The sequence below is a fragment of the Buchnera aphidicola (Anoecia oenotherae) genome (assembly GCF_005080765.1).
Classification (GTDB): Bacteria; Pseudomonadota; Gammaproteobacteria; order Enterobacterales; family Enterobacteriaceae; genus Buchnera_E; species Buchnera_E aphidicola_AB.
In genome coordinates, this window is sequence record NZ_CP033012.1 from 66663 (window position 1) to 86472 (window position 19810).

The following is a 19810-nucleotide window of genomic DNA, read 5'->3' on the forward strand; positions in this document are numbered from 1 at the left end:
TTTTTTTATATATTATTTTTTATGGGTCGTGCAGGATTTGAACCTGCGACCAATTGATTAAAAGTCAACTGCTCTACCAACTGAGCTAACGACCCTATAAATAAGATAACATTCTTTTATATTTACTATTTACATATAAAATGTTTATGGGTAATGACGGATTTGAACCGCCGACATCCTCCGTGTAAAGGAGGCGCTCTACCAACTGAGCTAATCACCCTTCTTTAAAAAATGTTTATATATTTAAATGTTTACAAAAATAATAAATATTCTTTTATTTATAAAATATTTATTTGTACTCAACAAAATAGAAAAATAAAAAATTTATAATATCGTATTTATACCATATAATAACATAAATTCCTATTATTATTTTTAAAATACAAATGAGATCGTAAATTTATGATAATAAAAACTCGATTTGCTCCAAGTCCAACAGGATTTCTACATTTTGGAAATATTAGAACAGCTTTATTTTCTTGGCTTTTTTCGCAACATCATAAAGGACTTTTCGTTCTGAGAATCGAAGATACTGATTACTCTAGATCTTCTATAACATATTCTAAAGAAATTGAAAAAATCTTAAAATGGTTAAATATCACATGGGATGAAGGACCTTATTACCAAAGCAATAAAATAAAATATTACCAGTCTATAATTAAAAATATGATAAATAAAAAACTTGCATATAAATGTTATTGTTCAAAAGAGCTATTGATGCATAAAAAAAAACAAAAAATATTAAAAAAAGAAACACCTCATTACGATAGAACCTGTCGTTATATAGACTCTAACGTCGTTATAAACAAACCATATACAGTACGTTTTCGAAATCCATTAACAGGATCAGTATCTTTTTATGATGAAATTCGTGGAAAAATAGAATTTCAAAACAACGTTTTAGATGATGTAATTATACAGCGTAGCGATGGAATTCCTACATATAATTTTTGTGTTGTTATAGATGATAAAGACACACATATTACACATGTAATAAGAGGAGAAGAACATCTAAACAATACTCCTTATCAAATTAATATTCTTAAATCTATGAAACTAAATATTCCAAAATACGCACATCTATCTATGATAATAGATGAAAATGGAAAGAAAATTTCCAAAAGGAATAATAATTTCAGCATTTTACATTATTATAAACAAGGATTTCTTCCAGAAGCTATATTGAACTATGTAATTAGATTGGGATGGTCTCATGGAGATAAAGAAATTTTTTCTATACAAGAAATGAAAGATTTATTTTCTTTAAATAAAATAAACAAATCTTCTAGTATATTCCAATTAGATAAACTGTTATGGATGAATAAATACTATATTAATAATACATCTCAACAAATAATAAAAACACAATTTCAACTTTATTTAAAACAAGAAAGTGTGAAAATATATAATGAAACTGTATTAGACAATATAATTGAATTACTAAAACCTAGATGTAACACCATTCAACAAATGGTGAAATTATCTTCCTATTTTTTTCAAGATATAAAATTTAATACCATTAAGCATTGTCAAGAAATAAAAAATAAAAAAATAATAAATATATTAAAAATAATTATAAAAAATTTATGTTCTTTAAATGCATGGTCCTGTAAGAATATTATGATTTCAATTAAAACATCTTCTATACAAACAAACTACTCTATAAAAAATATATATATATTACTTAGAATTATACTTACTGGAAAAAATCATTCTCCTAACATTAGTTCTATAATAAAAATTTTTGGAAAAAAATTAACTATTTTAAAAATATTAAAAACAATTAATAATGTTAAAAAACAATAATAATTAAACAGGTGTTAATTCTTTATTGAAAAAATATATTCAATTTTTATTTTACCTCTATACAAATTTATAATAATATATTTTATATAAAAATTAATCATATTTAACATAAATACTAAAAAGGGGTTGTAGCTCAGTTGGCAGAGCACTTACATGGCATGTAAGATGTCAGCGGTTCAATTCCGCTCAACTCCAATTTATATATATATTAATATAATATATATATATATATAGAGATAATTATCGACAAGATAAAATCTTAATCTGGTATTAATATTAAATATAAATAAATAAACTTATTTTATTTTTTTAATAAAATTTAAATTTATATTTAATAAAAATAAATAACGATAATGTTCTGAATATATATATTTTAATTTAAACAGAAGTATTCTACATTTGCATACCCATTATTTCTTTATAAGCAGAAATAATTTTATTTTTTATAGAAACTAAAGTTTTTAATCCTAGAGAATATTTTTCTAAATCTAATAATTCGTTAGTAAAACTATTGTTTTTTATATTTGTTTTATTTTCTTTATTTGTAACATTATCAATTTTTTTATCATCACATTCATCTAAAAAATTTGATGTATAATTTTTTAGATAATTTTTAAATACTTCATTTGTTGGAACAATATTTTTATTTTTTATTTTGTGTTGAAAATTACTTTTATTAATGTTTTTAATTTTTGTTATATCCATACTTTCTCCATATATTTCACGAAATATAAATATTTTTATTTTCAATATAAAATAATATTATAAAACTAATTTATAATTAATTACTACACATGATGTAATCCAATAAAGAGCACATTGACAGAGAAAACTACAAAAAAGTATAATTAACACTTATTTTTTTAAACTATATATTATTTACTATTGTCATATATACTTAATTATTATATAGAAAAAAAATCAAAATTGCTATATCAGGATAATTACATGAATGTAAATAAAGACAATAAAAAAAATGCTGAAACTAAAAAAAAACCAAATACTTTTTTTTCATTTTTTAAAATAAATAGCTGGAAGATAAGTATATTATTTATAATGTTTATATCTATGTTTATATTTAACAATACTTGGAAAAAAAATTATAAATTTTATCCTTTATATCATTTTTTACCTGTTTCAGAAGAAAATAAAGTTATTAAAGAACTCGATAATCTTAAAATACCGTATAAAATTGATGAAAAGTCTAATGAAAAAATCTTAGTTCCAGAAGATAAATTATATACAACAAGAGCATTACTTTCTTCTCATGGATTACCTGGAAAAAATCAAAGTGGATATGAAATTCTAGACAATAATCAGTTTTATAATAGTCCTTTTAGAGAAAACATTAACTATTCTCGATCTATAGAAGGAGAACTATCTACTACTATTAGTTACTTCAAAGGAATAAATTATTCTCGAGTTCATGTAATTATACCTCAAAATTCTTTTTTAATCCAAGATAATCAAAAACCTTCTGTTTCTGTTTTTTTATTTTTAGACTCTAAAAATGCTATTAATAAAAACGATGTTCTATCTATTGTTAATTTATTGCTAACTAGTATAAAAAATCTAGACCAACACCATATCACAATAGTTGACCAATGGAAAAGATCTTTATATCATTTAGATACCATGAATAATCATGACTTTAATTCAAAAATTACTGTTTCTGACTATATAAAATCTACCGAAGAAATATTGAAAAAAAAAATTAAAAATATTTTATCTCCCATATATGGCAGTGACAACATACAAGCAGAAGTAACAGCGAATATAAATATAAATCAAAAAAAAATATCTAAAAATACACTTTGTCAATCTCAACTAAACAATAAAACAAAAAATGACAATAATTTATTTTTAAAAAAAACCTCCGTTAAAAATTCTATAAATAAACTAGTATCTATTAATTTAAAAAATAACTGCCATAATAAAAACTATACTCTTAAAAATAAACAAAAAAAAAACAAACAACAATCCAAAAATAACAAAATATATACTTCTTCTGAAAAAAAATTAAAACAAAATAATAATAGTGCTCTAAATAATTTATCTTCTTTAAAATATATAAAATCATTATCTAAAAATAATATAGGTAACATATCTAAATATTCTGTTTCTGTAATTATTAATTATAAAAAAAATGAAAAAGGAATTTTTTCTCCATTAAATAAACTAGAAATAAAAAAAATAAAAAATATTGTACGCGGAATAATAGGATATTCAAAAAATAGAGGAGATACTGTTAACATTGAAAACATATTATTTTCTAAAAAAAATGAGTTAAAGTTTGTTCCAAAAATAACTTCAGATAATGAACATATATATTTTTTAAACTTAAATTATAAAATAGTTTCATTTATTTTAACATTTTGTTTTATCTTATCTGTAATTGTTATTATTCTTCAAATAAGAAAAATTAAAAATTTGATAAAAAAAAATTTATACTATAAAAATAATGTTTATAATTCTTCTGTAAAAAATAATCATGAAAGAAACGAAAAATATGAAAAAAAAGAAACAATAACTCAATCTTATCAAAATAAAAATTCTAATGCTGAAGATAAAATAAAAATTATTTCTTCTCATAATCCTAGTACTATAGCTAAAATTATAAAAAAATGGATAAAAGAAAATTATGATAAATCTTAACGGAAAACAAAAAAGTGCATATTTATTATTACAATTAGATATTAATACTAGTTCAAAAGTATTAAAGTACTTTAATAAACAAGAAATAGAAGAAATTGTTTTCCATATGTCTCATATAAAAAAAGTTGATACAATCCATTTAAATAATATCATTAACGAATATTTTACTATATTTAATAAAATTCACTCTAAACAAAAAAATGTTAACATTAAAGTATTTAACATATTAAAAGAAACAATAGGTATAGATGATACTAATCTATTATTAGACAAACTAAAATTAAAAAAAAAGTATTTTAATTCTCGAGAAAATACGATAAATGAATTAACACCTAAAAATATTTTTCTAATTTTAAAAAAAGAAAATATTGAAATTATTGCGATAATATTAATCAATTTAAAAACAAAATTAGCTTCTGAGGTGTTATCTATAATAAAAGATGAAGCACAACAAGCTGATATCATTTTATATATAGCATCATATAATAGTATACCTGAATTATCAAAACCTATATTTTCTCAATTAATTCGTGAATTGTTTAACGACAAAAATTTAAACCTAGATAAAATAGGAGGAATTAAAAGAGCAGCTAATATTTTACAAATAATAAAATCTGAAAAAAAAGAAAATATCACAAAAAACATGATAAAAAAAAATGCCATCCTAACTCATAATATTATAAATCAAATGTTTTTATTTGAAGATATTATTAATGTAAAAGATGAATATATTAATAAATTATTAAAACTAATTTCTATTAAAACCTTATCTATTGCTTTATATAATTCTGAAATTTCTATCAAAAAAAAATTCTTAAAAAATTTATCTAAAGATGAAACTAAAGAAATAAAAAATTATTTTAGCAAAAAAAAATCTTTATCATTAACGCAAATAAAACAAGCACAAAAAAAAATATTATATTATCTAGTAAAAATTATTTAAAAAATCATAATGGAGAAAAATAAGATTGAAACAATCTAAATCAAAACAATGGAAAATATGGAAACCTAAAAAAATAGAACAAAATAACGATTTTTATATAAATAAAAAAACTCAAAATCTATCTTCATTAAATCTACTTAAAAATTCTAAAATAAACTCAACAAAAATTGAATATTCGAAAAATAAAAAAATACAACTCAATGAAAATAATGAAATATATAAGTTAGGTTTTGAAAATGGAAAAAAAAAAGGATTTAAAATAGCTTATGAAACTGAAAAAAAATTATTTAAAAAAAAACAAAAAATTAATGAAGAAAAAATAAATTCATTACTTAATAATCTAAAATTATCTTTTAAAATGCTAGACAATCAGGTTACTTCTAAATTATTAAATATAATAATAAATATTTCAGTTAAAATACTTGGAAAAAAACCTGTATTAGATACATCATACTTATTTAAAAAAATTCAAAAACTTGTTAATCAAGAATTACAAGAATATAAAAATCTTCAATTTTATGTACATGAAAACGATTTTAAATTCATTAAAGAAAAATTTGAAAATACTATAAATAAAAATGGATGGAAAATTTTAAAAAATAAACATCTTTCTCCTGGAGAATGTCAAATTACTTCTAATACTGGAGATTTTTATATTTCCGCTAATAAATCGTGGAAAACTTTATATCAGAAGATATTAACTGAGGATCAAGAATGAATTTACTTTTAAATAAATGGGTTAAAAATTTTTCTAATCTTAATTCTTCAATTAATTCATTACCTGATTTTTTTGTATATGGTAAACTTGTTGGATCCATAGGACTAGTTTTAGAAGCTACTGGTTTATCTTTACCTGTAGGATCCGTCTGTTCTATTTCAAATACAATACATTCTAAAACTATTTTAGCAGAAGGAGAAATAATCGGATTTAAAAAAAACGTCACTTTTATTATGTTATATAAAGAAACAGAAGGTTTAACCCCTGGTTCTAAAATATTTTTAAAAAACGTATTTAATAATACTCAAAAAAAATTACCTATTAGTTTTGAACTATTAGGAAGAGTATTGGATGGATCCGGTAATCCGTTAGATAACAAACCAAAATTAAATACTAAATATTCTACATCACTAATGACAGAACCTATCAATCCATTAGAACGATATCCTATTAAAAAAATTTTAGATGTAGGAGTTCGATCTATTAATACATTACTTACAATTGGAAGAGGTCAAAGAATTGGATTGTTTTCTAGTTCTGGATTAGGAAAAAGTATGCTCATTGGAATGATAGCTAAACATGCAAAAGCTGATATAGTAATTGTAAGTTTAATTGGAGAAAGAGGAAGAGAAATCAAAGAATTTATAAATAAAATATTAGGAAAAAATTATTTATCTCGTTCAGTAGTCATTGCATCTCCCTCAGACACGTCTCCTTTACTACGTATTCAAGGTGCTGTATATGCAACAAGAATTGCAGAATATTTTAGAGATAAGAATAAACATGTTCTACTTATTATGGATTCCTTAACCCGATATGCTATGGCTTATCGAGAAGTAGCCTTATCTATAGGTGAATTACCTACAACGAAAGGATATCCTTCTTCTACTTATTCGAAAATTTCGACTTTAATCGAAAAAGCAGGAAATAATAAAATGAAAAATGGTTCTATTACAGCTTTTTATACTTTATTAACAGAAATAGAAGAATCGTCAGATCCAATAGCAGATTTAGTAAAATCTATACTAGATGGACACATTATACTTTCTCAAAAATATGCAGAATCAGGATGTTATCCAGCTATTGATATAGAACGGTCTATCAGTCGAGTTATGCCAGACTTAGTGGACGAAGAAACTTACCGATTATCTTGTTATTTTAAACAAATAGTAGCTGCTTATTATAAAAACAAAGATTTAATTAATATAGGTGCTTATGTTAAAGGAAATGATCATATATTAGATATGTCAATAAAATTATGGCCAAAAATAGAAAGCTTTTTACGACAAAACATTCATGTTAACGAAAATTACAATGATTCATTAAAATTACTACGAAATATATTAAAATAAAACATTTATATACTATAAATATATTTTTAAATATTGAAAATAATTATGTTAAATTCTTGCAATTATATCAAAATAATAAAAAAAAAACTAAAAAATAATTTATTAAAAAAAATATATATTTTAAAAAAACTACAAAAAGAAAAAAAGATTTTTTTTAAACGACTTTTTGTTTTAAAAAATTATCACTCTACTTATAATAAAAATTTTTTATTAGTTGGAAAAAATGGAATTAGTGGAAAAAAATGGGAAAACTTCAATACATTTATATTAATTTTAGAAAAAAGTATTAAATCAGAAAAAAATAAGATTTTTTTACAAAATCAAAAAATAAATGACATAAAATTTACGTATGTAAAATTAAAACAAAAAATTAAAGCATGGGATATTTTAGAAAAAAATAAAAAAAATTATTACATATCTAAAAAAAATCAATTATTATCAGCTAATAATGATTTTCTTTTACAACTTATACAAATAAAAAAGAAATTAAATCTATGATAATAAATACTATTAATACTAAAAATTATTTATCCATAAAAAATAAGATAAAATTATTAAAAAATCAGAAAACAATAGATATATTACAATTTAAAAAAATATATAATAAAAAAAAAGAAAAAAAAAACATAAAAATTTTCAGAAAACTATATTGTTTAACACACATTACAATTTAAACTATTTACCAATAGTGAACAAAGAAAAATTTTTAGATACACAAAAAAATATACATTCTACTGTAAAAAATAAAAAAAATATATCATATAAAAAAAATTATTTATTAAACATAATACAAAATACTACTAACAAAAAAAAATCTAAAACTACTGAAACTAAAAAGTATATTACTATATTAAACAATCAATCACATTCTAATAATTATTTTCATTTAATAAAAAAATTTATAAAAAATAAATTAAAAATACCTATTAATGCAACAAAAATAAAAAATATGTACTTTCATGTTAAACAAAAATTTTTTAGTGAACAAAAAAAATTTTTTTCTTTTATAAAAAATAATACACAATGTAAATATAATTACTCTCAATATGAAAAAAAACAAAACGTGCTTTATTATAAAATTAAAAATATAATGTTACAAACAGCATCACATACTTTCAATAATATATTTTTTAAACATTTATATAAAAAAACTATCAAATCTAAAATAAATCTTGTTTTAAATAAAATAATATCTTCTTTATATAATTTTTATTATAGAAAAATTTCTACGAATATAAATAATTTATATGAAATAGAAAAAATCAAAAATATATATATAAAATATAAATTTGAAATTAATAATTTATGGAAACAATCTTTAAAAAAAAAGTTATTAATTTCACAACTACAAAAAGAAAATGAAAGTAATTTTTTTTTTCACGATAAAAATATAGGATCAATACATATAAAAATAAAATTAAAAAATAAAGACGCTATACTAATCTATACTCCTTATAATCTAGAAAATAAAAAAATATTTTTTTTAGAATTTAAAAAATTACAAAATATATTTAATAACTACGGTCTATCATTGCGATTATTAAATACAAAAAACATAAAATATGTTCAAAAAAAACCAATTAACACCCATATAAGTTGTAAACAAAAAAATTTAAACTTAACTAAATGCGTTAATAACAATAAAATTATATCCATAGATACACTAACTTATAATAAAAAAAAAAAATCCAACATTGTTGTACATTTTTATGCATAAAATATAACATATTAATAGCATAAAATATTTTTAACTAGTTTAAATTAAAATATATATTGAACTAATTCTTTACATTGTTTTATTTGAGAAAAAAATGAAAAAAAACAAAAAAAAAACTATAGAAATATTATATTATCCTAAAAATAAAAATTTTGAATACTATAATCAATCAATTAACTGTTATATGATAAAAAATACTATTATTTTATTAGATGAAATTCACTTATTTTTTTTAAAAAAACTGCAGCAAAATTTAAAAAAAATATTTAATTTTGAAATAAATATACAACTAAAAAAAGTAGAAGTTCATACTAATGATAGATTAATTTCTAATCTGAATACAAAATATTCTGTAAACAAAATACATCTAAAAAACAATTTAGGAACAGCTTTTCTATCATTTCCTTTAAAAATTGCTACTTTAATGGTAAACTCTTTACTTAAAAATAATTATGAATATTCTGAAAGTTATAATGAAAAAAGAAAATCAACAAAAACTGATACTTTTATGCATAAAAAATTTTTGCACCTTGTAAAAGAAGCCTATGAAAATTCATGGAAAAATTTTTGCTGTACTATAGAACAGCATTTTTTTTTAAAAAATAAAAATCAAATTTCACATTGCTCATTATGTAATGAAAAAAAAACAATAACAATAAATATTATCTTTGATGTAACCTTAAACTATATACAAACAAAACTAAATATTATTATTCCATACTACACATTTAAAAATATAAAGGATTATTTATCTCTTAAAAAGCAAAAAAAATTAATTAATTCCAACATTTCAAATATAAATATACTTTCTACCATCGAAAATGTAAATCTGAATATAAGTATTAGATCTATCGAAAATTCCATTCCTTTAAGTACTATTAAAAAAATAAATATAGGAGATATAATTCCTATAAACAATCCTGAAAAAGTAATTATTTACGCAGAAACATCTCCAATTTTTAGCGGAAAGTATGGAATAAAAAATGAAAAAACAGTAATACAAATCAATAATTTTATTAAGTAATAAAAACATAAAAATTAAAACAGGTTAAATATATATGAATTTAAAACCAAAAGAAATACAAGAAAAACCTAATAATGTAGTTGTCAATCAACTAAAAAATAATACACAAAAACAAAAAGAAAATGATCTTACGAAAATTAAAACTAACTCTATCTCTGAAAAAATAAAAAAAAACACACACATAATTGATAACATATTAGTGAATGTTACTGTAGAATTAGGAACAAAAAAGATAAAAATAAAAGATATTTTAAATATAAAAAAAGACTCTATAATTTCTTTAGATAAATCTGTTGATAATTTATTAAATATATTCGTCAATAATTGCTTAATAGGACAAGGAGAAATTGTAGTAGTTAATAATACATATGGAATAAAAATTTCTACCATTTACGATTCTTTAAAAACAAAACAAGATCTTGAAAAAAATGAAAATTAAAATCATATAAATAGAATTAAAATGTTAAAAATATATTTACTACTATAATATTTCATTAAAATAAATTAATTATATATAAATTACATATTTTTGCAATGTTAAGTTCTTTAATATAAACATTCTACAAAAAGAAAATTTAAAACTACTAAATTTTTAGTACTAAACATTAAAAATTTAATTTTACAATTTTACATTTACAAAATTTAGGAAAAAAAAATGATTTCAAAAATTATTCTTTTTCTTCTCTTACTCTTTTTTCCTACTCTTACTCATTCATATAACTCTATTTTAAATACAAAAATACTAAATAATGGTGATCAAATCTTATCAGTTCCTATAGAAACATTAATTCTGATAACTACACTGACTTTTCTTCCTTCTATTTTATTAACCATGACTAGTTTTACTAGAATTATTATTGTATTTAGCTTGTTAAGAAGTGCTTTAGGAACTCCTTATTCTCCTCCTAACCAAATACTATTAGGATTAGGATTAATTTTAACGTTTTTTATTATGCAACCTACATTTAAATCAATATATTTAAACGCTTATAAACCATTCAGCGAAAACAAAATAAACGTCATTACTGCATTATCAAGAAGCGAAAAACCATTAAAAAATTTTATGATAAAGCAAACAAATTCACTGGACTTAGCTTTATTCTCTAATTTATCCAATAATAATTTTCATTTTATTAATAAAAAACAAAACATTCCTATGTATATTGTTATACCAGCTTTTATTATAAGTGAACTACAAACTGCATTTAAAATAGGATTTTTAATTTTTATTCCTTTTTTAATTGTAGACTTAGTTGTTTCTAGTGTCTTAATGTCTCTAGGTATGATGATGGTTCCTCCTTCTACTATATCTTTACCATTTAAGTTAATGTTATTCGTATTAGTAAATGGATGGCAACTTTTAATAGGTTCTTTAGCACATAGTTTTTATTAACTATGTTTTAATCAAATAAAAATGTATTCATGGATAATTTATGACGCCAGAAAAAGTTATGATAGTTTTTCAAGAAGCGATAAAAATTACATGTATGTTATCTGCTCCATTACTGCTATCTGTATTATGTATTGGACTTATTATTAGCTTCTTTCAAGCTGCTACCCAAATAAACGAACAAACTCTATCTTTTATACCTAAATTGATTTGTATATTGATTATTTTTATTTTTTTTGGACCATGGATGCTTAGAATTATGCTGAACTATATAGAATTTATTTTTACTAACATTGCTGAAAAAAATTTATAACAATGATCAATATTAACTTAACTATAATCTTTACTCTAATACATAAATATATTTTTCCTATAACTCGAATCACAACTTTTTTTGTTTCTAGTCCCATTTTTGGAAATAATGTTGTAACAAAACCACAAAAATTATATTTTTCTTTGTTATTTAGCATTATTTTGACACCATTTATCCCAAAAATGCATGTTTCGTCAAATACTTATACATTTGTTGGAATGCTAATTCAAGAAATGTTTATAGGATTAATATTAGGATTTATTATACAAATATTTTTTTTTATCCCGATGATAGCAGGAGATTTTATTAGTTCACAAATAGGATTATCTTTTTCAACTATTGTCGATATCAACAATAAGTTAAATTTATCTATTATATCTAATTTTTTTAGAATTATATATTTTCTACTATTTTTTTCACTACATGGACATATGCTTATTATATCAATAATAATTAAAAGTTTTTTTATATATCCTATAAAATACCCATACTATAATTTAAATTGTATAAAAAATATAATTTATTTTTTTATTTCTTCTTTTATACATGGAATTATATTAGTTTTACCTATAATAATATTAGTATTATTAGTTAATATAATTTTAGCATTTTTGAACAGAATATCGCCTCAAATATCTATCTTTTCTATATCTTTTCCATTCACTATACTTGTAGGAATTTTTTCTTTATACTTTTTTATACCTACATTTTATATAATGTTTAATCAATATTATTGGAATTTTTTTGATATTATTGGTAATTTGTTTAATAATAATTACAAAATTGTATTATAGTAATTAAATTAGTTATTAAATATATTTTCATCTGCATAAATAGTAACTAGATTTTTAGTTATCTAGCTATCACTTACGTAAAATTTTATATATATGCAAATATATAAATACTATTATTTAATATTAAAAATAATTTTTCATCCATATTTACTTAACAAATAAATAATATAACTATAATAAAAAAAAAATATTTATAAAATAAATAAATTTTTACCCTCAAAAATTCAACTATTTATATACCTATGTAAAAATAATAGATTGTTTTTTTTAAGTTATTTTTTTAACAGAAATTATTTTATTAAAAATTACTAATATGATTAATAAATTAACTTCTAAATTATCATAGAGTTGCTTTTTATCACAAACAACTCTATTATTTCATTAAATATTTATTTTTGATATGAAATAAATAAACTTATTATTATAAGTAATAGTATATTACTTTATTTTTTCTTCTTTATATATAACATGTTTTCGTATAACAGGATCATATTTTTTAAACTCTAGTTTTTCTGCATTGTTTCTTTTATTTTTAGTTGTTGTATAAAAATGACCCGTTCCAGCAGAAGATACTAACTTTATTATTTCTCTAATACGTTTTCCCATGTAATAACCTATATTTAAATGTAAATGAACTTATTTTTTTTTACGAATCGTATTCATAAAATGCATTATACCTTTCTTTTCTATTTCTCTAATTCCTTTAGTACTAATTTTTAACTTTATAAATCTTTTTTCAGATGGGATCCAAAACTTATGCACTTTTAAATTTAAAAAAAATTTTCTTTTAGTAGCATTCATAGCATGCGATCTATTATGTCCGGTCATTGATTTTCTTTTAGTAATTTGACAAATTTTAGACATTTTTGTTATTCCTAAAACAAGATTATCATTAATAATGATTTTATTATTATAAAGAATTAATATTTTTATTATTTAATAATAATAGTTATTATTTAAAAATAAATATGTTAATGATCATAAACTAATTTATTTAATATTGATTCATTTTTAACTAATTTACTTTAATAAAACTTTTACATCTAATCTTTCAAATAATTTGACTTAATAAATTTTTTTTTATTTTAGCAATTCTCTCAAAAAAAACGATATAATAAAATTATTATTTTAATTTAAATTCAAAACAATAAAATACTACATACTATCCATGAAAAAATTATTTTTTTTTTTAATTTTTACAATTATTTTTTTTCTATTAATGTCTACTAACTTTGGATTAAATTGCTTTTTTAAAATTGCTCTTTATTACTTTCCTCAATTACATATACAAAAAGTAAATGGAAACATACAAAACATAATATTCAAAAACATAGTCTATAAGACTAAACAATTAGAATTTTCTATAAAAAAAATAAATGTAAATTTTACAAAGAAATTTTTTCATCATAAATATATATATATAGATCTAATTAGTATAAAAGATATATTTATATACTCAAAAAAACACAATCTTAATATAAATAACAAAAATATTATTTTAAATTTGATATATAAATGTTTATTTAAACAGTTTGATTTTTTATGCCCAAATGTAAAACTATATCAAATCCACTATAAAGACAATAATCAACATATTTTTATTGATAAATGTTTTTCTGGAATAAAAAGCACAAAAAAAAGTATTACTGTTTATACATTAAAAACTAACAAAATTCAGCTAAAAATAAAAAATAAAAATTCATTTAATACAAATTTAAAACATGTAAATTTTTTTTCAAGTAATATTTTTAATTATGCTAAAAAAATTTTTGATTTAAAACTTTTTTATATAAAAAATTTTATATTTTCTCAATACAAAAACATATTTATTAATAATTTTAAAGAAAATTTTTTTTCTGTAATAGAAAATAAAAAACCTTTTATTTTTAGTACTAAAATAGATTTTATAAAAAAAAAAAATATATATATTTTACAAAACATAAATTTAAAATTTTGTAATCTTTTACTGCATGGAAACGGATTTTTTTTCTTAAATAAAAAAAAGTTTATAGACATTGTTTTTAAAATTAACTTATATACAAAAAAAATTTTAAAAGAAAAAATTATGTCTATTATGACTGGTAACATTTCAAAAAAAATATTTTTTTGCCTTAAAACGAAAGGATATAAAAATATTATTTTTTATATAAATGTAAAAAAAAAACAAAATTTTCCTTATTATATGTATAAAGTTGTTTATCTTTCAAAACAAAACCCAGAAAACAAAAATGAGATAAAAAAAAGATTCAACTATTTTACTTATTTTGATTTAGAAAATAATTTATCTATCTTTAACCTATATATCAAAAATAAAAAAAACATAGATAAAAAACCACATAATTCTAATCATAATCTAAAATTATACATTTATTCTATCATTAAAAACATCTCACTAATTTTTCCAACGTTTGACTTACACTGCAAAAAGTTAAAAATTCCTGATAAAGTCATAAACTCTTTTAAATGTTTTTTGTATAAAAAATTATTATTAAAACAAAAACATCTACTAGTTTTTTTTAATACTCATTTATTTTTAAATAAAATTAATAATTTTTTAATTAAATTTAACTACTCATTAAAAAAAAATAACCTAACTTCACTAGGAACTATTTTTGTTTTTCATAAAAAAAATCATTTATTTATTCCTGGAATAAATTATTTTTTTAAAAAAAACAACTTATTTATTAAAGCAAATATAAATAATAAATATTACATTAATATACAAATTAATATTAAAAACATTAATTATTTTTTTCCAGATATTTTTGGATCTTTTTCTAGTTTTCATAAAATATTATTTAAAAAAAATAACTCTTGTATAAAATTATTATCTAGTTTAAATTTCTCAAATTTTATTAGTAAACTGTGTAAAATTAAAAAAATACATTTTAGTTCTAATTTTTCTATACAAAAAAATATAGAGTTTAATGTATTAATAAATTTATATAATATTTCTATAGATAAAAAATCTCATTTTTCAATATTAACAGAATTCAATGAAAACGTTAATTCTTACCATGTAATTTTTCAATTTATACAAAAAAAAACAATTAGTGAAATTAATATTGTAAAATACTATAAAAACTCAAAATTAAAAAATAATGTTTTTTACATAAATTTTTATTTAAAAAATAAAAAAAAACCATTTAAATGTATATAAATAATAGTTTTTTTATAAAAATTTAAAAATATGTATATTCCACATAAAAAAATAAAATAAAATGTATTTATTTTTAGTAATTTACTTATATATAATTATTCATATATAATTAAATTACTTTTTTTTACTATCACCATATCTAATAATAGAAGAAATAATTTCTTTCTCTGCTTCAATACAATCACTCCATCCAACTATTTTAGTCCATTTTTCTTCTTCTAAATCTTTATAATGTAAAAAAAAATGTTCTATTTGTTTTATTAACAAATCAGGAAAATCTTTTATTCCTTGAACACCATTATATTCTGCTGATACAGTATTATGCGGAACAGCTATAATTTTTTTATCAATTCCTGATTCATCTCGCATATTCAACATACCTACAGTTCTTGCTCTAATAATAGATTTAGAAATTAAAGGATAAGGAGTCGGAATTAAAACATCTAAAGGATCACCATCTAATGATAGAGACTTATTAATATAACCATAATTACAAGGATAAAACATAGTAGTGGGTATTAATCTATCAACATATAAACAATTTGATTTCTTATCAATTTCATATTTTACTGGAAAAGAACGTAAAGGAATTTCAATAATCACATATATATCTTGTGGAATATTTTTTCCTGAAGCAACATTTTTAATACTCATAAACTTCCTTTAACTAATTAAATGTCAACAAATAGTAATTTATTTATTTTTTTTAAAATCATCTTATTTTTAAAATAAAATTATATGATATAATAAAATGTTTAGTTTAAAAAACCAAACTATTCTAATAATTTAAAATTATAACCGTTTTATTTGTAATAATATAATATTAATAAATCTAAAATTATAAAAAAAAGAATATAAAATGTATAGTCTTGATAAAATATTAAAAAAAGAAAAAAACCTAAAATTAAAAATAAAAAAAATAATAGAACATACTAGTAAAAAACCGTTGTTAATTGAATCATCTATTAACCATACTTTTGGTTACAACGTTTTAGTCAGAAATCAAAAAACAGAAATAATAGAATTTAATCAAGATTCTATTTTTAGTATTAACGTATATTACAATCAAAAAAAAGGTTCTTCATCTTCTTCTAATCTATCTTATCTTTCTATGAAAAATACTTTTAAATCTGCATATAACATTGCAAAGAACAGTTATGTAGATAAATATAATCAATTACCTGAAAAAAATTTATTAATAACTAATCCAAAAAATTTATCTCTACTATATACAAACGATACAACAATAAGTCAAGCTATTAATTTAGTAATGAATACTGAGAAAATATCTCTAGACTACGATAAAAGAATAATAAATAGCGAAGGAGCAAATTTCTTTTATGCAATAAATATTATAGTAATAGGTAATAGTTTAGGTTTATTATCATCATACTGTTCTTCTTTATATTCTTTATCTAATGGAATTATATCTAAAAATAGTGATGGTATGCAAAGAGATTATTCTTATTCTATAAACAGAAATTTTAAAAAACTTAAAAGTCCAAATTGGATAGGAACAAATTCAGCAAAATATGCTATACGTCGACTATCTCCTAAAAAATTCAAAACTACTTCTTTACCAATCATATTATCTTCAAAGATTTCCAAAAGTTTATTTTTTCATTTAGCTGAATCGATTTCAGGTATTAATATATATAATAAATCTTCTTTCCTACTTACTGCATTAAATAGAAAAATTCTTCCTAATTGGTTTTCAATATTAGAAGATCCTAATATATTAGGAGGTCTTGGATCAAAACCTTTCGATTCCGAAGGTGTAAAAACAAAAAAAAGATTTATTGTAGAAAAAGGAATATTAAAAACATGGATATTAAATAGCTACTCTTCTAATAGATTAAATTTAGAAAATACAGGAAATTCTGGAGGAATACATAATTGGATTATCATTAATAATGATAAATCATATTCTTTTAAAAATTTATTAAAAATTATGAATACTGGTTTACTAATAACAGAATTATTAGGCAATGGAATAGATTTAATTACTGGAAACTATTCTAGAGGAGCTGTTGGTTTTTATGTAAAAAATGGAAAAATTCAATTTCCTGTAGATGGAATTACTATATCTGGAAATTTAAAAAAAATATTTAATAACATTGAATCTATGTCTACCGATATAAATACTAATTCTAAAATACAATGTGGTTCATTGTTAATAAAAAAAATGCACATTTCAGGAATATAAATAAATAAATCACAATACTACTACATAACAAAAACAATATATGTATATCAATTTTATTAATTATTTTTTATTATAAAAAGATATATTTAATTTTTAGTCATAAGTTAATCTATAAGCCGGGTTCTGTATTAGACAATCATTTATCTAGACTAATAATCACTTATTAGTTCAAGCAGTTTACCCAAGTTTAGCACGGATCCATGCATTAAAAAAACTATTATTTAACTTTGCTCCAAGTAGAGTTTACATTGTCTATTATTGTTACCAATAATACGGTATGCTCTTACCACACCTTTTCACCCTTACTTAATATTTTTATATATAAAATATAAGTTTTAAAAATTAAGCGGTTTTTTTTCTGTTGCACTAGTCGTAAGTTTACACTTCCCAGGCGTTATCTGGTACTTTGATCCAAAGGAGCCCGGACTTTCCTCTCCTAATTATTGATGTTTTTATAATTAGCAGCGATTGTCTGATTAACTTATGTATTTAAATTATACATTTATTTTTTTTTTTGTCATCTTTTTTTTTAAAATATATTCATATAGCTCGTTTTTACTTATTTTGTAAAGTTTAGAAATTATTTCTATAGATTTTTTAGACGACAATTCTTTACTTATCATAGAATAAGCTATTTTTATTTTTTCAGATATTTTTTTATCGATTATATTCTTATATCCTTCTACAATAAGAACCCATTCTCCTTTATATCTTAAAGGCTCTTTTTTTAACCATATTAAAACATTTTTAGCAGAAGAAATATAAATATCCTCCCATATTTTTGTTAATTCCTTTGCAATGCTTATTTTTCTATCTTCCCCAAAAATAATTATCATATTTTTTAAACTTTCTTCAATTCTATGAGAAGATTCATAAAAAATAATAGTTCTTTCTTCTTTTTTTAACTCTTTCAATCTTTTTAATCTTTTAGTATTTTTTGAAGGTAAAAAACCTTCATAACAAAATTTTAAAGATGACAAACCAGATGCACTTAAAGCTGTTATAGCAGCACATGGACCAGGTAAAGGAATAACTTGAATTTTTTTTTCATAACATTTTTGTATTAAATATAATCCTGGATCACTGATTAAAGGAGTACCTCCATCAGAAACAATGGCTATATTTTTTTTTTTTTTATTAAAGAAATAATTTTTTTTGTTTGCACTTTTTCATTATACTTGTTCATTGAAATAAACTTTCCACTAATATTCATTTTTTTAAAAAAGAAATTAGTACGTTTTATGTTTTCAGCTAGTATAAAATCTACACTATTTAAAACTTCTACCCCTCTTTTTGTAAAATCACCTAAATTACCGATAGGAGTGGGTACTATATAAATGATTCCTAACTCTTTTTGTACAATCTTAATTTGTATCATTAAATATCTCAACTATATTATTAATTTTTTTGTTAATAACTATTATTTATATAAAAATTGTTTAGTTTCAAAAATCATAATAATGTTAAATATTAAATTGTTATTAATCAATATTGAAACTGATAACTTAAAATAAAATATAACTTACGTAAGTTACATATTCAGTTTTATAAAATTTAAGTTGCTAATTTAATATTTTTCGATAATAATTGATTTGTTTTAAATATATATATATGGAAATATAAAAACATTTTTCATAAATAAACTATTTTTATTTATATCAGCAAAATTAACATTTTCTATATTATAAGTTATATATATATATTATAGATTTTGTTATAAAAACTATTTCTT

20 protein-coding genes, 3 tRNA genes and 1 other RNA gene are annotated in these 19810 nt (G+C 20.0%); 15 read left to right on the forward strand and 9 right to left on the reverse strand.

Annotation, left to right across the window (positions count from 1 at the left end; translation table 11 throughout):
• Positions 1-22 precede the first annotated feature (22 nt).
• Both D9V65_RS00265 and D9V65_RS00270 read right to left on the reverse strand, forming a co-directional pair.
• Positions 23-95, reverse strand: a tRNA-Lys gene (locus tag D9V65_RS00265).
• 52 nt (positions 96-147) lie between these two features.
• Positions 148-220 (reverse strand) — tRNA-Val (locus tag D9V65_RS00270).
• Positions 221-402: 182 nt separating this feature from the next.
• Between D9V65_RS00270 and gltX the strand changes: the two genes are divergently transcribed.
• Both gltX and D9V65_RS00280 read left to right on the forward strand, forming a co-directional pair.
• Positions 403-1806, forward strand: a complete 1404-nt coding sequence (gltX, locus tag D9V65_RS00275; RefSeq protein ID WP_158341601.1) for a glutamate--tRNA ligase — start codon at positions 403-405, stop codon at positions 1804-1806.
• Between the two features lie 122 nt (positions 1807-1928).
• A tRNA-Ala gene (locus tag D9V65_RS00280) sits at positions 1929-2001 on the forward strand.
• Positions 2002-2199: 198 nt separating this feature from the next.
• Here the strand turns inward: D9V65_RS00280 and D9V65_RS00285 are convergent.
• Positions 2200-2511 (reverse strand): flagellar hook-basal body complex protein FliE, encoded by a 312-nt coding sequence (locus D9V65_RS00285; protein WP_158341602.1) that lies wholly within the window; start codon positions 2509-2511, stop codon positions 2200-2202.
• 243 nt (positions 2512-2754) lie between these two features.
• Here D9V65_RS00285 and fliF point away from each other — a divergent pair, with 243 nt between their 5' ends.
• The 11 genes from fliF (at position 2755) to fliR (ending at position 12712) form a co-directional block, all read left to right on the forward strand.
• On the forward strand, positions 2755-4461 hold the full coding sequence (gene fliF, locus D9V65_RS00290) for a flagellar basal-body MS-ring/collar protein FliF (RefSeq protein WP_158341603.1): 1707 nt from the start codon (positions 2755-2757) through the stop codon (positions 4459-4461).
• A complete protein-coding gene (locus tag D9V65_RS00295) occupies positions 4448-5404 on the forward strand; it encodes a FliG C-terminal domain-containing protein (RefSeq protein WP_158341604.1) in 957 nt (318 codons plus the stop codon). The genes fliF and D9V65_RS00295 overlap by 14 nt, the downstream gene beginning before the upstream one ends.
• A gap of 25 nt (positions 5405-5429) precedes the next feature.
• Entirely contained in the window at positions 5430-6122 is a 693-nt protein-coding gene (locus D9V65_RS00300; protein WP_158341605.1) for a FliH/SctL family protein, read from the forward strand.
• Positions 6119-7474, forward strand: a complete 1356-nt coding sequence (locus D9V65_RS00305; protein ID WP_158341606.1) for a FliI/YscN family ATPase — start codon at positions 6119-6121, stop codon at positions 7472-7474. Before D9V65_RS00300 ends, D9V65_RS00305 begins: the two co-directional genes overlap by 4 nt.
• A 45-nt stretch (positions 7475-7519) precedes the next feature.
• Positions 7520-7972, forward strand: a complete 453-nt coding sequence (locus tag D9V65_RS00310; protein ID WP_158341607.1) for a flagellar FliJ family protein — start codon at positions 7520-7522, stop codon at positions 7970-7972.
• A gap of 151 nt (positions 7973-8123) precedes the next feature.
• Positions 8124-9191, forward strand: coding sequence for a hypothetical protein (locus D9V65_RS00315; RefSeq protein WP_158341608.1), 1068 nt, complete (start codon positions 8124-8126; stop codon positions 9189-9191).
• A 94-nt stretch (positions 9192-9285) separates the two neighbouring features.
• Complete coding sequence (locus D9V65_RS00320) at positions 9286-10215, forward strand: FliM/FliN family flagellar motor switch protein (protein WP_158341609.1); 930 nt, start codon at positions 9286-9288, stop codon at positions 10213-10215.
• Positions 10216-10249: 34 nt separating this feature from the next.
• Entirely contained in the window at positions 10250-10654 is a 405-nt protein-coding gene (locus tag D9V65_RS00325; protein ID WP_158341610.1) for a FliM/FliN family flagellar motor switch protein, read from the forward strand.
• 216 nt (positions 10655-10870) lie between these two features.
• Positions 10871-11608, forward strand: coding sequence for a flagellar type III secretion system pore protein FliP (gene fliP / locus D9V65_RS00330; RefSeq protein ID WP_158341611.1), 738 nt, complete (start codon positions 10871-10873; stop codon positions 11606-11608).
• Positions 11609-11648: 40 nt separating this feature from the next.
• A complete protein-coding gene (gene fliQ / locus D9V65_RS00335; RefSeq protein WP_158341612.1) occupies positions 11649-11918 on the forward strand; it encodes a flagellar biosynthesis protein FliQ in 270 nt (89 codons plus the stop codon).
• Positions 11919-11920: 2 nt separating this feature from the next.
• On the forward strand, positions 11921-12712 hold the full coding sequence (gene fliR, locus D9V65_RS00340; RefSeq protein ID WP_158341613.1) for a flagellar biosynthetic protein FliR: 792 nt from the start codon (positions 11921-11923) through the stop codon (positions 12710-12712).
• 438 nt (positions 12713-13150) lie between these two features.
• Here the strand turns inward: fliR and rpmG are convergent, their stop codons facing one another.
• The gene (rpmG, locus tag D9V65_RS00345; RefSeq protein WP_158341614.1) at positions 13151-13318 is read right to left on the reverse strand and encodes a 50S ribosomal protein L33; all 168 of its coding nucleotides are present in this window, start codon (positions 13316-13318) and stop codon (positions 13151-13153) included.
• Between the two features lie 30 nt (positions 13319-13348).
• Entirely contained in the window at positions 13349-13576 is a 228-nt protein-coding gene (rpmB, locus tag D9V65_RS00350; protein WP_158341615.1) for a 50S ribosomal protein L28, read from the reverse strand.
• Between the two features lie 355 nt (positions 13577-13931).
• Here rpmB and D9V65_RS00355 point away from each other — a divergent pair, with 355 nt between their 5' ends.
• A complete protein-coding gene (locus tag D9V65_RS00355; RefSeq protein WP_158341616.1) occupies positions 13932-15872 on the forward strand; it encodes a hypothetical protein in 1941 nt (646 codons plus the stop codon).
• A 114-nt stretch (positions 15873-15986) separates the two neighbouring features.
• On the opposite strand, the gene ppa is transcribed toward D9V65_RS00355, so the two are convergent.
• Positions 15987-16526 (reverse strand): inorganic diphosphatase, encoded by a 540-nt coding sequence (ppa, locus tag D9V65_RS00360; RefSeq protein ID WP_158341617.1) that lies wholly within the window; start codon positions 16524-16526, stop codon positions 15987-15989.
• 205 nt (positions 16527-16731) lie between these two features.
• Here ppa and pmbA point away from each other — a divergent pair, with 205 nt between their 5' ends.
• Positions 16732-18078 carry a metalloprotease PmbA gene (pmbA, locus tag D9V65_RS00365; protein WP_158341618.1) on the forward strand — a complete coding sequence of 449 codons (1347 nt, stop codon included), beginning with the start codon at positions 16732-16734 and terminating at the stop codon, positions 18076-18078.
• Between the two features lie 96 nt (positions 18079-18174).
• Here pmbA and rnpB read toward each other — a convergent pair.
• The 3 genes from rnpB to D9V65_RS02400 form a co-directional block, all read right to left on the reverse strand.
• Positions 18175-18562: RNase P RNA component class A (rnpB, locus tag D9V65_RS00370), an RNA gene on the reverse strand.
• 10 nt (positions 18563-18572) lie between these two features.
• On the reverse strand, positions 18573-19199 hold the full coding sequence (rsmI, locus tag D9V65_RS00375) for a 16S rRNA (cytidine(1402)-2'-O)-methyltransferase (RefSeq protein WP_315984277.1): 627 nt from the start codon (positions 19197-19199) through the stop codon (positions 18573-18575).
• On the reverse strand, positions 19196-19456 hold the full coding sequence (locus tag D9V65_RS02400) for a hypothetical protein (protein ID WP_261978538.1): 261 nt from the start codon (positions 19454-19456) through the stop codon (positions 19196-19198). The genes rsmI and D9V65_RS02400 overlap by 4 nt, the downstream gene beginning before the upstream one ends.
• Positions 19457-19810: the final 354 nt, after the last annotated feature.

Excerpts from the sequence above, each read along its gene's own strand:
- gltX (WP_158341601.1), top strand. The coding sequence starts at position 403 with ATGATAATAAAAACTCGATTTGCTCCAAGTCCAACAGGATTTCTACAT.
- D9V65_RS00285 (WP_158341602.1), bottom strand. The coding sequence starts at position 2,511 with ATGGATATAACAAAAATTAAAAACATTAATAAAAGTAATTTTCAACAC.
- fliF (WP_158341603.1), top strand. The coding sequence starts at position 2,755 with ATGAATGTAAATAAAGACAATAAAAAAAATGCTGAAACTAAAAAAAAA.
- D9V65_RS00295 (WP_158341604.1), top strand. The coding sequence starts at position 4,448 with ATGATAAATCTTAACGGAAAACAAAAAAGTGCATATTTATTATTACAA.
- D9V65_RS00305 (WP_158341606.1), top strand. The coding sequence starts at position 6,119 with ATGAATTTACTTTTAAATAAATGGGTTAAAAATTTTTCTAATCTTAAT.
- D9V65_RS00310 (WP_158341607.1), top strand. The coding sequence starts at position 7,520 with ATGTTAAATTCTTGCAATTATATCAAAATAATAAAAAAAAAACTAAAA.
- D9V65_RS00320 (WP_158341609.1), top strand. The coding sequence starts at position 9,286 with ATGAAAAAAAACAAAAAAAAAACTATAGAAATATTATATTATCCTAAA.
- D9V65_RS00325 (WP_158341610.1), top strand. The coding sequence starts at position 10,250 with ATGAATTTAAAACCAAAAGAAATACAAGAAAAACCTAATAATGTAGTT.
- fliP (WP_158341611.1), top strand. The coding sequence starts at position 10,871 with ATGATTTCAAAAATTATTCTTTTTCTTCTCTTACTCTTTTTTCCTACT.
- fliQ (WP_158341612.1), top strand. The coding sequence starts at position 11,649 with ATGACGCCAGAAAAAGTTATGATAGTTTTTCAAGAAGCGATAAAAATT.
- fliR (WP_158341613.1), top strand. The coding sequence starts at position 11,921 with ATGATCAATATTAACTTAACTATAATCTTTACTCTAATACATAAATAT.
- rpmG (WP_158341614.1), bottom strand. The coding sequence starts at position 13,318 with ATGGGAAAACGTATTAGAGAAATAATAAAGTTAGTATCTTCTGCTGGA.
- rpmB (WP_158341615.1), bottom strand. The coding sequence starts at position 13,576 with ATGTCTAAAATTTGTCAAATTACTAAAAGAAAATCAATGACCGGACAT.
- D9V65_RS00355 (WP_158341616.1), top strand. The coding sequence starts at position 13,932 with ATGTCTACTAACTTTGGATTAAATTGCTTTTTTAAAATTGCTCTTTAT.
- ppa (WP_158341617.1), bottom strand. The coding sequence starts at position 16,526 with ATGAGTATTAAAAATGTTGCTTCAGGAAAAAATATTCCACAAGATATA.
- pmbA (WP_158341618.1), top strand. The coding sequence starts at position 16,732 with ATGTATAGTCTTGATAAAATATTAAAAAAAGAAAAAAACCTAAAATTA.
- D9V65_RS02400 (WP_261978538.1), bottom strand. The coding sequence starts at position 19,456 with ATGATACAAATTAAGATTGTACAAAAAGAGTTAGGAATCATTTATATA.